The organism is Alteromonas sp. KC3, assembly GCF_016756315.1.
GTDB lineage: Bacteria > Pseudomonadota > Gammaproteobacteria > Enterobacterales > Alteromonadaceae > Alteromonas.
On record NZ_AP024235.1, the window covers coordinates 2,639,662 to 2,653,819 of the forward strand.

The window sequence follows — 14,158 nt, forward strand, 5'->3', positions numbered from 1 at the left end:
AAACGCTAAAGCATTAACGTACATCTACTCCACTCTTCTTTCAAAACGTCAATTTGACATTGTTAAACAACAAGTTGAGTCAGTTTGTATTAACACCTGCTTTAGCCTAACCCAAGATATGCCATTTGCCTATGACCATTCATCGCAACGATTATCAATAAAAAAGTGAAACTCCATCAATCACAATCATCATTTTCAAAAAATCATAAACTGCTAGTTTAAATAAGGTCTTAACTCATGTATTTACAACAGTTCAGGAGCTTATTATGTTAGGCGAAAACCACTCTCTTATGTTCGACTTTCCTCAGCACAAAGACACCATTAATCAACTTAATGCTACAGATAATGAGTTTGCTGAGCAGGCAAAACGCTATCATGCGTTAGATGAGGAAATCAGGCAGCTTGAAGAATTAGGCTCGCCAACAACCGATGAGCATCTTCACGCCTTAAAACACGACAGAGCCGCGCTAAAAGACGTGCTATACCAAAAGTTGAAATAACGACTCGGGCTCGTGGTAGTCTGTGCAGTAGCGATTAACTTTCCGCATTAAGGAATAAACGTGAAATTTGCAACACGCGCTACTGCCATATCTCCCTTTCTCGCCATGGCCTACGGCGAAAAAGCAACAGAGCTTGAACAACAAGGTCATAACGTTATACGTCTTAATCTTGGCGAGCCTGACTTTGGTGCGCCAGACGCAGTACTTGACGCTTTAAGCACATCGTTAGACAAACCAGACTATCCGTATACGTCGGCCCTTGGCTTGCCACAACTCCGTCAAGCGATCAGTAACTTTTATCTTGAGAAACATCAATGCACTGTTTGCCCAGATACAATTGTCGTAACAGCGGGGGCGTCGGGCGCGCTTCTCCTTGCCAGTGCAGCCCTTGTAGAAGAAGGTGACAATATTCTATTGGGCGACCCCTCATATCCGTGCAATCGTCGTTTTTTAAATGCATTTGGTGGCGATGTCACCCTCGTCCCCACCCGCGCTGAGGATAATTTCCAACTAACTCTTAAAGACGTTCAATCATATTGGAAGTCCAACACAAAAGGTGTGCTCATTGCGACCCCGGCAAACCCAACCGGCACAGCAATTAAAAGTGATGAACTCGCGGCCATAGCGCGCTACTGCCAACAGCACGATGGTTTTTTGATTGTCGATGAAATCTACCTTGATTTAGCACTTGAGCAGTCGGGAAGTGTTACTAATGCGTCCCCTAAGGAAGGTCTCCAAACCATTCTTAAGCACACAGATTTTCGAGACACTGTGATTGTGGTAAACAGCTTCTCGAAATACTTTGGCATGACGGGGTGGCGTTTAGGATGGTGTGTTGTCCCGCCTGCTATGCTGCCAATAATGGAGCGATTAGCGCAGAATTTATTTATATGCCCATCTACATTGTCGCAAAAAGCGGCGCTCGCGTGCTTTACTCCGCAAGCTCTTGTTCAATGTGAAGCAAATCGCGCGACGCTTAGTGCGCGTGCTCGTCTGGTCTTTTCGGCTATTGAAAACATGGGCTTAGCAATTGATGCCATACCAGAAGGTGCATTTTATGCCTATATTAATATCGAAAAAACAGGCCTTAAGGCCACCGCATTTTGTAACCAATTACTGGCAGATTTTCACGTAGCATTAACCCCTGGCAATGATTTCGGCAACCACCGCGCCGATAGCTATGTACGCTTGTCTTTTGCCACCAAGGAATGCCAATTGACCGAAGGATTGCGCAGAATCTCAGCGTTTGTCAGTCGCCTTGAAACGGTTTCATGAATACACAAACATTACCTAAAAAAATGATACACAAACGCGCTTGTGCGTATATTGAAAGAACGTTGAGAAAAACAGGACAAAACAATGAGTAATGAGCGTGAATTTGATGTCGTTATTTTCGGTGCGACTGGCTTCACCGGCAAGTTAGTGGCGGAATACTTTCAATCGCAGTATGGCAATAATAACAACGTAAAATGGGCAGTCGCTGGGCGAAATGAAAGCAAGCTTAATGATGTCAAAAAAGAACTAGGCATAGGTGACAGTGTAGCGAGTATTATAGTTGATGGCGACGATGCCCAAGGGTTAGCTGCCATGACTAAGCGTACTCAAGTGGTACTAACTACTGTCGGCCCTTATCAAATTTACGGCGAGAAATTACTCAGTGCCTGTGTTGACAACGGCACTGGTTATACTGATTTATGTGGAGAGCCTGCTTGGATGCACCAGATGATTAACAAGTACGAAGACAAGGCAAAAGCAAGTGGCGCCAACATTGTCTTTTCGTGTGGTTTTGATTCAGTGCCTTTTGATTTAGGTGTTCACTTTTTACAATCGCATGCTAAGGCAAAAACCGGCGACGTGATTAACTACGTCAAAGGCCGTGTGCGTGCAATGAAAGGCACCTTTTCTGGCGGTACAGCGGCAAGCCTTAAAGCGACAATGGCGGCCGCTCACAAAGACAAGTCAATTATGGCTGCACTTATCAACCCATTTTCATTGGCGGGCAACGAGGCAATTCAACCTCAACCCGATGGCAACAAACCCTATTTCGATGAGCAACTTGGTACGTGGGTTGCTCCTTTCATCATGGCCGCTATTAATACCAAAAATGTACACCGCTCTAACTACTTGAGCCAATACGCCTATGGTAAGTCGTTCCAATATGATGAGATGATGATGACAGGTCCGGGCGAAAAAGGTGAAGCCATGGCCAAGCATGTCGCACAAGACAAGTCACTTGCTAGCGATGATGGCCCAAAACCTGGTGAAGGCCCCAGCAAAGAAGAGCGAGAAGCGGGTTTTTATGATGTTGTATTCGTGGGCACTGCGGTCAACGGCGAGATGCTATCAGTATCGGTAAAAGGCGACAAAGATCCTGGCTACGGCTCTACCAGCAAAATGATTGCTGAGTCAGCACTGTGTTTATGTAAAGACGTTGATTTAAAAGGCGGTTTCTATACCCCTGCTTCGGCGTTAGGCGACAAATTAATAAGTCGCTTAGAAGCCAACGCAGGTTTAACCTTTAAAGTTGAAAACTAAGTTCCAACTAGACCAAAAGGGACAAGCTTTTCTTGTCCCTTTTAATTTTTTAAGGGTTCGGCTGGAGTAAGGAAAGTGCTGATGCTGGTAGCTGACTCATATCGATTTCCACGCCAAGTTTTTCAGCCTCTTGAGCGATAATCCCCCCCACCTCTTCTGGTGTGGCTCCATTCGCATCCATTACTGCAGTTTGGACTGCTTCAAAAAACGTACTAAAATGTCCCGGTGCGACGAACACAAGTAGATGAGCAGGCTCATCATAAGGGTTCCAAAAGCCATGTTGGTTCATACGTGGTAACGACGCTACTGTACCGCTTTTTGCCACAACCTCTTGTTTTCCGTTAAGGAAATGCACCGTACCATCTAAAACAACAAATATTTCGTCTTCATTTTCATGTGTATGAGGTGGTGCCCCTAAACTCTTTGCAGGCAACACTTCTTCGAAAAGAGCCACATTCGAAGGAAGATCATCATTAGACACGTGGTGGTAAATGGGCCTGCCGTTGTAATCTACTGACCTTCCCTCTCCTAGCTGCGAAAACTTGGGTGTGTACTGAGGTGATTTAGCTCCGTGTTCATGGGCAAGCGCGGCACCAAAAAACATAAACAGTGATGAGGCCAAAGTAACCTGAACGCATTTACGCATCGCAATTATCCTTAATCGTTTTTGTTTTTTAACACCTATTAGTAATAGACGAGTTCGTAATAACACGCAATAACGGGGCACTCATTTGAGAGATGCCCTTCTTATACTTTCAATACACGTTAGCTAGAGCCCTTCATGGGGTCCGAACACTTCGTAATGAATACGTGAATCGCAAACGCCGTTTGCATGCAGTTGCGACTTTATAAAAGCCATAAACCCAACTGGACCACAAACATAAAAGTTCGCTTCTTCAAACGGTAGTGTAATGGTGCTCAAGTCAACAAGGCCAGCTTTAACCCGTTCACTGTCATTGCTTTCTTTGTGTTGATACCAAGTGAAATTAGGCCACTGATGTTCATTACAAATAGCGGAAACACGCTCAACGAACGAATGCTGAGAGCGGTTTTCACAGGCATGTATAAAGGTTACAGCACAAGTATTGTTCTTTAGATGCAGTGTTTCCAACATTGCCATCATGGGTGTGACTCCCACACCAGCAGAAATAAGCACTACTGGCTTATCATCTTCTGATAAGAAAAAGTCTCCCCTTGGTGCATACAGCATTACTGTATCGCCTACACTAACGTTGTCATGAAGGTGAGTCGATACTACGCCACAAAAAGGGACAGACTCTCGCTTAACTGAAATGCGATAGTGTGATGTGCGCATAGCATCTGAAAGCGAGTACTGTCTAATTTCACGGTATTCATTATCTTTTGGCTCAACTTCCACAGCGATATATTGCCCCGCTTTAAAACCTATAATGGGCAAGCCATCTTTTGGTGACAGTTCGAAACTTGTGACCAACGAAGATTCATCTTGCTTTCTTGATACCACAAAGGGGCGTTTACCTTTCCAACCGCCTTCTTGTTGCGCGGTAGATTCATACAAGGTAGCTTCTTTATCAACAAACAAATTAGCTAACTGGATGTATGCGTTGGCCCATGCACTTTCAATTTCAGGTGTGAAGTCAGCACCTAGCAGCTCGCGAAATGTCTCTATCAAATGATGTCCCACTATGTCGTAGTCACCGGGCTGAATATGTAAACTCGCGTGTTTATTTGAAATACGGTTAACAGCATGCTCTAGAACAGCAACATTATCTAAGTGATTTGCATAGGCCACAATAGCGTCAAACAGTGCTGTTTTTTGCTTCCCTGTTTTTTGATTGGTCATATTAAATGTATGTTTTAACTCTGGGTTGTGTTTAAACATACGTGCATAGAAATGTTCGGTAACTGCAGTGCCCGCAGCATTTAGAACGGGGATAGTGCTCTTCACAATTGTTATGTCTTGCTGAGAAAGCATAACGTGCTCCTTTTAAAGTTGTAGAATGATGTAATGTGCAATGAATGTCGTAAATACGGCGCGATAATTAAGAGAAGGGAGTATGCTTAAAACGTCTCTTTGCCCAGGCTGTGCATACCGATACAGCGCACGACATAGCCCACTTTAAAAAAGCCCGCGGTAATAATGGTTAGCATGTGTGCAAGCACCTGATAGAACAACGAAAAGTGTTCTTCTACGCCATACGCCAACACTATGCACCCCAAAAATATTACTAAGTTGACCGCCAGCAAGATGTTGCCAGCAGTTACACACTTATGGGCTTGAGTGACGGTGAGTATGCTACAGTTTTCTGTCTGATTGATAGGTTGATACACGATGCGACTCCTTCTTTTAATTAACGTTAACCGCCTTGTTGCGACCACGTTTACAACTAGACAAATCAAGTTAAATGCCACTTTTTATATTTATATAAATCAGAAGCTTACGAAACAAACACAAACAAAGAAGTCAATACGACACACCTTTAAATTAGGTCTTTATGACACATTACATGCAATATGACCCAACTTGCGTTACAGTGGCTTTTACACTGTGAATTAAGGAGAGTTCTTTATGGCGCTTTCACAACGCGACCTACTCACTTTCTGTGCAGAGTTACCAGCTCTTTTAGGAACGCCTGCCTGTTATCAAGACTGTATAGAACGATTATCGTTATTACTTAGCTGCCACACTATTGCTTTTCTAAAGCGCCAAGGAGATGTATTAATACCAGCAGCGATGAAAGGACTGAGCCTTGATACTATGGGCCGTCAATTCCATATCTCATCTCATCCCCGTTTTTCACAAATCGTCCATGCCTCGACGTTTGTAAAGTTTCCTGATGAATGTGAATTGCCCGATCCATTCGACGGTCTTTTATTAGGTCGAGAAGGCAATCTTCCCGTGCATTCGTGTATGGGATTTGCCATTCGACACAATGAAACCTTGATTGGTGTCGTAACGTTTGACAGCCTAAACCAAGGTGCTTTTGACGCTATTGATGAAAGGTTGCTTGAAATTCTGGTTACTGCATTAACCGGATTTTTCATCGCTGACATGCAGTTGCATACTTTAAAAATTCAAGTTAAGCATTCTGCACAACTTAAAGCAGCGCTAAGTCGCCCCGAAAACTTAACAGACGTCAATGAGTTCGTAGGGCAAAGCCGCCAAATGCAGGCATTAAAAAAAGAGATAGCGATGGTGGCGGCCACTGACTTTGCAGTACTTATCGTTGGAGAAAGTGGTACAGGGAAGGAGCTCGTTGCCCATGAAATTCATAGGCTATCCAACCGAAATGCTGAACCTTTAATTTACGTCAACTGTGCTGCACTACCCGAAAATCTTATAGAGAGTGAACTCTTTGGTCACGTCAAAGGTGCTTTCACTGGTGCACAAAGCTACCGAGCGGGTAAATTTAAAATTGCTGATGGCGGCACGCTGTTTCTTGATGAAATAGGTGAACTCCCTATGGCATCTCAAGCAAAGCTGCTTCGAGTATTACAAAGCCAAGAAATCCAACCATTGGGGCAAGACAAAATTGAGCAAGTTAATGTGCGCGTCATCGCAGCGACCAATCGTCAGTTAGAAAAAGAGGTTGAAGCAGGCCAATTTCGCGCCGACCTGTTCCACCGACTAAATGTTTACCCGCTGGCGATCCCGCGCCTTTCACAACGTAACGGTGATATTGTACTACTCACTGGATTTTTTATTGAAAAGCTTCGGCGCAAGTTAGGGCTTAGGCAATTGCGTGTTGAACAACCGGTGCTTGAGAGTATGGAGCGCTACAATTGGCCTGGTAACGTTCGAGAGCTAGAGCACTTTTTGACCAGGGCCGCAATAAAGGCGTCATCTGAGAAAAACAGTTATATCATCACCATTAAACTGGATGACTGCGAGGCACTTGCTGAGGGCCAAGCTACCTCTAAGCATGATGAAAGTGAAAGCAGTTCGCAACCGTCTCGTTTAGCAAGTGAACTTGTACTAAGAGAAGAGGTAGATAACTTTCAGCGCAATATCATCAGGCAAATATTAACCGAAGAGCAAGGAAATTGGACGCGAGCGGCCAAACGACTTAATTTAGACAGAGCCAATTTAGCGCGCCTAGCGAACCGCTTAGGCATAAGCGTAACGCGTGCTATTAGTTAGCACGCGTACACTTCTATTCGTCTTTTTTTAAAAGCGCATAGACAAATTTATCGTAAAACACATCCGCTTTAACGATAGCACGCTTAAGTACAGCTTCTTGTGAAAAGCCACACTTTTCTAATAGGCGCATAGAGGCAACGTTACCCGAAAACACAGCGGCATGAATACGCACAATGTCTGTTGTATCAAATACTTCACAACATAACTGTTCGATAGCCTCTGCCATAAAACCCTGACGCCATGCTGATTTAGCCAACCAATAGCCAATCTCGCCAGAACGGGAATATTCGAACTCTCCTGGCATCACGCCTATACAACCAACGCACTTATTGTTTACTACTAGGGCACGCACCAGCCCTTGCTGACAGCCCTCTTCAACCCACCATTTTGCATCTAACTCGGTGTATGGCATGGGTATTTTGGTAGACAAGTAACGAGTCACATCACTGTCGTTCAGTATACTTACCAGTTGGGGGATGTCGTCCATTGAAAAGGCACGAAGGGTAACCAATTTAAATTCCTCGTCTCAATTAACATCAAAGGCATAGGTAAGTTTACAATCAATGTACTTTAATATTTTATTGACCACTCTGGGTACTGAGACCTCTTGAATGCCACCATCAGTATGCGCGCGCACGAAAATATCACACTCATCGTATTTTATTTGCTGGCGAATGAAATAATCATTCAGTTCGTCGAATAAAGACTCTTCAAGCGGTACTTCTCCGATAAAGACGCCTTGATTATTGCTAGGATAGAAGCTTGCCCCAGCTATCTCTTTTTTCAGTGTGTAAGCTTGCATCATATCTAAATTAAGCAAACGAAAGCTGACTTTTACATGTGGCGTTTTCACAACAAATAAGCCTTATTTTTACATTAATTGTCTTTAGAGCACGTTAACCTTTGCCGTACGTTTTCACAGCAAAGCTCAACACGCTTTAGTTACATTTACTCGCCAAGGAGGGTTAAGCCTGTTCTCTCCAGCCCAGTACAGCTTAATTTTATTGCCAGAAGGGTCTCGTAATATAGCTTCTTTCCACAAGTAGCGCTCAAGTGTAGGGGCTTGTTCAAATTCAATTCCCTGTTGCACTAAAGTGTCATACAGTAAGTCCAACTCCTCGTGTTCAAAATAGATCACAGACCCATTACTTACCTTTTCATCTTCTAATGAAAGTGAAAATGTGGCATTTCCCACCGGACAACTAAAACGCGCGTAATGTGGTGTATCGACAATTTGGGTAAACCCCAGTGCGAGGTAAAACGACACCGCTTTTTCCATATTATCAACCGGCAGCGTAATTTGATTGAGTTCCATCGTGGATTCCTTTCATGCATGAGTGCGCTGAAAATAATAACGCACTTTTGGGCACGTGTTGACCTTTGCTACAAACTGTTTTTGCAAAATTCCCGCAAAGATCAACAATAAAGGCAGATTGGCTTTACACAATAAGAAATAAGGTAGCAGCAGTCGCCGCGCCCATGGTTAAATTAAATGTCTTGCGCCGCGATGGAGAGCTCAACCACACACGCATTTTTGCGCCTGCAGCTGCCCATATTGAAATGCATGGGAATCCTATTACAGCAAACGCGACAACAATGGCAACGCCAGATTCAAAATAATGCTCTGTGGGCGATGAAAACGTACCTACACTGGCAAGGGCCATCATCCATGCTTTAGGATTGACGAGTTGAAACAATGCACCTTGCCACCACGCTAGTGGGCCTTTTGTACTTGCTTTTTGCACTTCCAGTTCAGTAACGGGCGCCGTAGCTATTTTAAACGCCAGCCATAGAAGATAAGCAATACCTAATACTTTTAGTATGGTATACAGTGCTGGAAACACGGTAAATAGCGCACCAATGCCAAGCAGTGTACTGATCATTAGACCCGCCACCCCAACAACTATTCCGAACATGTGTGGCAACGATCTCACATAACCATACTGGGCACCTGATGCCAACAACATCATGTTGTTTGGACCAGGCGTTACTGTGCTAATAAATGCAAACGTACAAAGTGCCAAAAGAATCGAGAATTCCATAAGATTGAGCCCCCTTTAAATAAATATGATGACATTGCAGATAAAGGTAACGCACTCAATCTGTATTAAACATACTCACAAAGCACAATATAAATCCATACAGTTATCATGAAAGTGCAACTGTATGGTCAAAACCCATCCAATCTGTATGGTTACATAACCAAAACTTGCAGGATATACTCATGTGTAAGGCACATTACACAGCGAATATAATCGCTCAAAAAAGGCCGTTTAAATAGGACAGGCGTAATACTGATGGCGTTATATATAGACTTAGCAGAACACCTTAAAGCTCAGATCAACCTCGGACGTTTTACCGCGGGCGACAAGTTACCCTCAGTCCGGCAGTTGTCTAAGGAGCACAATGTAAGCATTGCTACGGTACAAGAGGCCTATCGCGTATTAGAAGCCGAGCTTTATGCACAAGCAAAGCCTAAATCTGGCTATTTTGTGCCCGCTACCATGCCGGGTGAAAACCTTCCTAAAATGACCAAACCACCTCAGCGCCCTATGGATGTCTCTCAATGGGAAGATGTGTTAGACATACTACTTAATACGTTTTCCAAAGACAGTGATATTGACGTTCGTTGTCAGTTTCAACACGCTATGCCAAACATGCATGCCAAAACACTGAAACCACTAACTAAGCGCCTTTATGAGCTAAATAAGAATAGAGCTCTGGACGGCATGATATACGGCGATGTTAAAGGCGATGTGGCACTTAGAAAGCAACTTAGCCGCGTTGTAGCAGCGTCTGGTTGCCACCTGCATTTTGATGAATTTGTTGTGACTTCAGGATGCCAGGAAGCATTGTCAGTGTGCCTTCGTGCAGTTGCCGAGGCTGGCGATATCATTGCCGTTGAGTCACCGGGTTTTTATGGGGCTATGCAGGCGATTAAAGGCGCCAACTTAAAAGCATTGGAAATACCTACCGACTCACATACGGGACTGAGTTTAGAGGCGTTGAAGCTTGCCGTCGATCAGTGGCCGGTAAAAGCCATTCTTGTCACACCTACGGTAAACAATCCTCAGGGCTTTGTAATGCCGGATGAAAAGAAAAAAGCGCTGTATGCATTGGCCCGAGAATATGACATCGCGATTATAGAAGACGATATCTATGGTGACATTGCTTATTCCTACCCTCGGCCTCGCACTATTAAATCTTTTGATGAAGATGGCCGCGTACTCCTTTGCTCTTCATTTTCAAAAACTCTCGCACCTGGTTTTCGCGTAGGATGGATTGCTCCAGGGAGTTTTCGAAACAAAGTGCTACACGTAAAATATGTGACAAGCTCAATGTGCCCCACACTACCCCAACTTGCCATTGCAGATTTTATTGAACAGGGTGGATACGACCGTCATTTGCGCGCAATGCGTCAAGATTATCGCCTAGCCCGGGATGCACTCCTCAAAGATATCAAACAGTATTTTCCAGCAGACACCTGTGTTAGCTATCCCGAGGGAGGCTATGTATTGTGGGTAGAGCTCAATGCAAAATACGATTGTGTAAAGCTGGCAGAGAATGCAAAGTCATACGGTATTTTCATTGCGCCGGGGCAGCTATTCTCAGCAACCGGAAAGTATCGCCATTGCCTTAGGTTTAATTTTATCGACGGTACATCGGCGCAACGAAGCGACGCCATTAAGCAGCTAGGAATATTAATAAAGTCGCTGAAAACTTAAAGAAATTGCATTAATCAAACGCGCTAGGCGTGCAAGTGCGTTTGTGCTTTTTTAGGTTCCAGCGTAAGCGTTATTTACCCGCTTTTATACTCTCAGTTAACTTGTCGGCCTCGCGTTCTAATTTAAGCGCGCTAATTGCACCTTTTTGAAAATCTATTTCCAATAAAAGTAAACGCTGGGTTTTATCAAGCACATCTAAATAGACGTGGGCATCTATTGACTGACTGCGTTTTAAGTTAATCAGGTTTTCGTTTAAATCACTCAACGTTGTGCCTGACAAGTTTGTACTGACTATTTCATAAGACACAAACACATCGAGATACTCAGGAAAAGGCGGCCTATTTCTTTCATAAAACGTCTCTTCGTCTGGTTTTTCGTCAGATAGTGAATCAAAGTAACGTATAATTTCAGACGTATACTGACGACTTTGTTGTACCGACGACACTGCTGCACTTAGCAGCTTTATCACTTTTTCCTTCTCTGTTTGCTTAGCCTCATATTCTGAAATAGAAATCGCCAGAATGACGCCTATCAAGGTAGCAAGCAACGTCAGAAAAAAATTTATCCCTGTTTGATAGCGTTCAATTGTAGGTTTGAATCGCGGAAAAAACGTGAAGGCGCCAAGCAGACTCAGCACAACAACCAGAGCAGCATAAATCATTAATTATCTTATACTTATTATAATTTCATGGTGTTACTATAACAAAAAACGTTACAAATACGACATGAAATACAACCAGACTGCGCAGAAGTTTACCCACTCTTGGAGGGTAAACTCCTATGTGGATTGGTATAACTATCTAAAAACCTCTTGATCCACATCAACGCATACCGGCATGGCTTTGCCCACAATAAAGTCATCTAAACTTGTGTATGAATTTGCGTATGCTCACCCTCGTAAACAACACCAATACCAATGATGACATTCATCCAGAAGAACACGGACTTTATAGGTTGTACATCAAGCCTGATACACAGATAGCGGTAGAAACTAAGCCTGTATTTGGCGCCAACATTACCTTTCATGAGAGCGTATTGACCCACGCTAGCTTTATTGCGAAACCTGATAACATTATTGGTTGGCTAGATCATGGAGGCCTATCATATTTCTGCGTGAGCAATGGCCCAACTGACTCCTCAGATGTCGCCACATCAACACTTCTGCCTTCTCAATTCTTGAACAACGATGGTGGCATTTTACGTGTGTGTAGTGATACACGAATTTACCTCATAGCGAGAAATCCAATTGACATACATAAGCATGGATTGTGTTTTTTCTCTCCGCTGTAATATTTGCTATTGAACAAATGCTTCAAAAGAAGGGTTTAGCGCCTACTAATTTGATAAGTAATCTATTGCAGACGATAAACCAGAAAAACGTTTATCAACCTTCCCAACCATGTCATTAAACGTGGGAACATCAGAAATAATCAAACACCCTGATTTCGCCCTGGTAAGGCCGGTGTAAACCAATCCGCGGTGAAACAAGTTTGCCGCCTTTTCGCTTTCAGGTTTAGGTAGGATCAGCACAACTTGAGAAAACTCTGAGCCCTGAGATTTGTGAATAGTCATCGCAAACACGGTTTCAAACTGAGGAATACGCGATAATGCGAGACTTCTATACCCGCCTTCTTGCGAATCAAACCACGCGTAAAGCTTACCAGTACTATCGGGCCAAATAATGCCTACTTCACCATTAGAAAGACGCTGTGGGTGATGGTTTTTAAGGATCATAATGGGCTGACCTTGATAAAAACGCCCTTCTCTACGCCTTATTTTATGCTTTATTGCATCAAAGACTCGCTCATTGAGCCCTTCTACGCCCAAGTCACCTTTTCGAATAGGCGTTAGCCACCGAACATGGTTTAACTGTGCCATAGCAGAGGCAACATCAGATGCCTCTAAAAGCGGTATAAAACACTCCTTGGCAAGTGCGATCACATCCTGTTTGCGAAGTACAGGAGCGTCAAACAAATGAACACCTTCATGTAAGAAGCCGGTTTTCTCATTCTTACCATCCGCGCTAACATCTAGTGCAAACAGGTCCATGGCCTGTATTGCTTTATCAGCGTCGCCACATTTAATAGCTGTTGCTACCTCTGCCACTTGTCCTTTAAAACGCTGCGGTGCTTGTAGCGTAGCAACCCAAGATTTTGCTTTCTCATCAAGTGGTAAAAGCGGTAGATGAGGACACAAGGTAGCGACATGTTGTCGCATGATTGTGGGCACAGCCCCTAGTGTCGTTGTATCATCATTCAATGTGTGTTCACGTTGTACAAGTTGTTCAAGGACGTTACCTAACTCCACGGCAGGTAACTGGTCAGCATCACCAATAAAGTAAAGCCTTGCTGTAGGCGGGAGCGCTCGAATAATACGAGCCATAAGTGCTAAGTCGACCATACTTGCTTCATCAACAATAAGTACGTCGGCATTTAATGGGTGATGTCTATGGTATTGCGTGCTTACAGTATACTCTCTAAGTCCCAACAGTCGGTGAATCGTTACTGCATTCGTTGGCACCCTTGACAATATCTCATCGTCAATCTTATTTCGAAGTGCTTCAATGCTGTTAGCAATTGACTCTGTCATTCGCTGTTGAGCTTTACCCGTTGGCGCGGCTAACACAATATTTAGCGAGCTATCTACCGCTTGTAGTGCAAGTAACAAGCGCAGCACAGTATAGGTCTTACCCGTACCCGGCCCGCCGTTAATAACACCAAACCTCTGTACTAGGCTTTTTGCCACTGCCACTTGCTGCCAATCTTGCTCTTGCACAGATTGCACATCAAACAAAGCCGGCCAAATGGCCTTTACTCTTGCTATTGCATGCTCATCAAGCGCGTCAAAAGCGGTTCTTTGAACCACACTTTTGGCAATTTCTTGTTCAAACTCAAAATACCTTTTACTGTAAAAACGGCCATTATCATAAACAAATAGCTGAGCAACTCGCTCATTCTCAAATGCTTTTTTCACTATGCGCAGCAGCGGTGTTAGCGAAGGAAAATGGATGCCATGTTTATCTTGCCCCTCTTTCCTTTCTTCGTCTGTCGCAGATACGTGCTCAAATAGTCGTTGATTGGCAATATCAGCAAGAGATACACAGCTATGCCCATTGCGCTGCATAAACGAAAGGCATACCAACAACCCCGTCCAAACCTTTACGTCGCTTTCATCCAGTCCTTCAATAACACCGAACTCTCTTGCAATGAATTTATCGATTGCCTCGATACCTGCGAGTTGTTCTAGCACGTCCTGTACCGTTTGAAGATGACTCATGT

Annotated in this window: 15 protein-coding genes; 6 read left to right on the plus strand and 9 right to left on the minus strand. The window is 43.8% G+C overall.

The genetic code is table 11. The annotated features are described in order from the left end of the window. Positions 1–266: 266 nt before the first annotated feature. From JN178_RS11840 to JN178_RS11850, 3 genes are all read left to right on the plus strand, one after another. The gene (locus JN178_RS11840; protein ID WP_202261749.1) at positions 267–500 is read left to right on the plus strand and encodes a YdcH family protein; all 234 of its coding nucleotides are present in this window, start codon (positions 267–269) and stop codon (positions 498–500) included. 60 nt (positions 501–560) lie between these two features. Beyond that, positions 561–1,775 carry an aminotransferase class I/II-fold pyridoxal phosphate-dependent enzyme gene (locus JN178_RS11845; protein WP_202261750.1) on the plus strand — a complete coding sequence of 405 codons (1,215 nt, stop codon included), beginning with the start codon at positions 561–563 and terminating at the stop codon, positions 1,773–1,775. Positions 1,776–1,859: 84 nt separating this feature from the next. Then, a complete protein-coding gene (locus JN178_RS11850; RefSeq protein ID WP_202261751.1) occupies positions 1,860–3,035 on the plus strand; it encodes a saccharopine dehydrogenase family protein in 1,176 nt (391 codons plus the stop codon). A gap of 49 nt (positions 3,036–3,084) precedes the next feature. Here JN178_RS11850 and JN178_RS11855 read toward each other — a convergent pair whose 3' ends face one another. From JN178_RS11855 to JN178_RS11865, 3 genes are all read right to left on the minus strand, one after another. After that, a complete protein-coding gene (locus JN178_RS11855) occupies positions 3,085–3,681 on the minus strand; it encodes a cupin domain-containing protein (protein ID WP_202261752.1) in 597 nt (198 codons plus the stop codon). A 123-nt stretch (positions 3,682–3,804) separates the two neighbouring features. Beyond that, positions 3,805–4,989 carry an NO-inducible flavohemoprotein gene (gene hmpA / locus JN178_RS11860; RefSeq protein ID WP_202261753.1) on the minus strand — a complete coding sequence of 395 codons (1,185 nt, stop codon included), beginning with the start codon at positions 4,987–4,989 and terminating at the stop codon, positions 3,805–3,807. Between the two features lie 86 nt (positions 4,990–5,075). Further along, a complete protein-coding gene (locus JN178_RS11865; protein ID WP_202261754.1) occupies positions 5,076–5,345 on the minus strand; it encodes a hypothetical protein in 270 nt (89 codons plus the stop codon). Between the two features lie 238 nt (positions 5,346–5,583). Between JN178_RS11865 and norR the strand changes: the two genes are divergently transcribed. Continuing rightward, positions 5,584–7,155, plus strand: coding sequence for a nitric oxide reductase transcriptional regulator NorR (norR, locus tag JN178_RS11870; RefSeq protein ID WP_202261755.1), 1,572 nt, complete (start codon positions 5,584–5,586; stop codon positions 7,153–7,155). A gap of 13 nt (positions 7,156–7,168) precedes the next feature. Here the strand turns inward: norR and JN178_RS11875 are convergent, their stop codons facing one another. The 4 genes from JN178_RS11875 to JN178_RS11890 form a co-directional block, all read right to left on the minus strand. Then, complete coding sequence (locus JN178_RS11875) at positions 7,169–7,666, minus strand: GNAT family N-acetyltransferase (protein WP_202261756.1); 498 nt, start codon at positions 7,664–7,666, stop codon at positions 7,169–7,171. 15 nt (positions 7,667–7,681) lie between these two features. Further along, positions 7,682–8,008 (minus strand): hypothetical protein, encoded by a 327-nt coding sequence (locus JN178_RS11880; RefSeq protein WP_232369555.1) that lies wholly within the window; start codon positions 8,006–8,008, stop codon positions 7,682–7,684. A 75-nt stretch (positions 8,009–8,083) separates the two neighbouring features. Beyond that, positions 8,084–8,470 carry a VOC family protein gene (locus JN178_RS11885; RefSeq protein WP_202261757.1) on the minus strand — a complete coding sequence of 129 codons (387 nt, stop codon included), beginning with the start codon at positions 8,468–8,470 and terminating at the stop codon, positions 8,084–8,086. Positions 8,471–8,594: 124 nt separating this feature from the next. Continuing rightward, a complete protein-coding gene (locus JN178_RS11890; protein WP_202261758.1) occupies positions 8,595–9,197 on the minus strand; it encodes a LysE family translocator in 603 nt (200 codons plus the stop codon). Positions 9,198–9,452: 255 nt separating this feature from the next. Between JN178_RS11890 and JN178_RS11895 the strand changes: the two genes are divergently transcribed. Further along, positions 9,453–10,880: an aminotransferase-like domain-containing protein gene (locus JN178_RS11895; protein ID WP_202261759.1), complete on the plus strand. Its 1,428-nt coding sequence runs from the start codon at positions 9,453–9,455 to the stop codon at positions 10,878–10,880. Positions 10,881–10,950: 70 nt separating this feature from the next. Here the strand turns inward: JN178_RS11895 and JN178_RS11900 are convergent, their stop codons facing one another. Next, complete coding sequence (locus JN178_RS11900) at positions 10,951–11,541, minus strand: hypothetical protein (RefSeq protein WP_202261760.1); 591 nt, start codon at positions 11,539–11,541, stop codon at positions 10,951–10,953. 224 nt (positions 11,542–11,765) lie between these two features. Here JN178_RS11900 and JN178_RS11905 point away from each other — a divergent pair, with 224 nt between their 5' ends. Beyond that, positions 11,766–12,170, plus strand: coding sequence for a hypothetical protein (locus tag JN178_RS11905; protein WP_202261761.1), 405 nt, complete (start codon positions 11,766–11,768; stop codon positions 12,168–12,170). Positions 12,171–12,215: 45 nt separating this feature from the next. On the opposite strand, the gene recD is transcribed toward JN178_RS11905, so the two are convergent. Then, the gene (gene recD / locus JN178_RS11910; RefSeq protein WP_202261762.1) at positions 12,216–14,156 is read right to left on the minus strand and encodes an exodeoxyribonuclease V subunit alpha; all 1,941 of its coding nucleotides are present in this window, start codon (positions 14,154–14,156) and stop codon (positions 12,216–12,218) included. Positions 14,157–14,158: the final 2 nt, after the last annotated feature.

Bases quoted from the DNA above. Each gene is read 5' to 3' on its own strand.
- JN178_RS11840 (WP_202261749.1), top strand. From the start codon at position 267: ATGTTAGGCGAAAACCACTCTCTTATGTTCGACTTTCCTCAGCACAAA.
- JN178_RS11850 (WP_202261751.1), top strand. From the start codon at position 1,860: ATGAGTAATGAGCGTGAATTTGATGTCGTTATTTTCGGTGCGACTGGC.
- JN178_RS11855 (WP_202261752.1), bottom strand. From the start codon at position 3,681: ATGCGTAAATGCGTTCAGGTTACTTTGGCCTCATCACTGTTTATGTTT.
- hmpA (WP_202261753.1), bottom strand. From the start codon at position 4,989: ATGCTTTCTCAGCAAGACATAACAATTGTGAAGAGCACTATCCCCGTT.
- norR (WP_202261755.1), top strand. From the start codon at position 5,584: ATGGCGCTTTCACAACGCGACCTACTCACTTTCTGTGCAGAGTTACCA.
- JN178_RS11885 (WP_202261757.1), bottom strand. From the start codon at position 8,470: ATGGAACTCAATCAAATTACGCTGCCGGTTGATAATATGGAAAAAGCG.
- JN178_RS11890 (WP_202261758.1), bottom strand. From the start codon at position 9,197: ATGGAATTCTCGATTCTTTTGGCACTTTGTACGTTTGCATTTATTAGC.
- JN178_RS11895 (WP_202261759.1), top strand. From the start codon at position 9,453: ATGGCGTTATATATAGACTTAGCAGAACACCTTAAAGCTCAGATCAAC.
- JN178_RS11900 (WP_202261760.1), bottom strand. From the start codon at position 11,541: ATGATTTATGCTGCTCTGGTTGTTGTGCTGAGTCTGCTTGGCGCCTTC.
- JN178_RS11905 (WP_202261761.1), top strand. From the start codon at position 11,766: ATGCTCACCCTCGTAAACAACACCAATACCAATGATGACATTCATCCA.
- recD (WP_202261762.1), bottom strand. From the start codon at position 14,156: ATGAGTCATCTTCAAACGGTACAGGACGTGCTAGAACAACTCGCAGGT.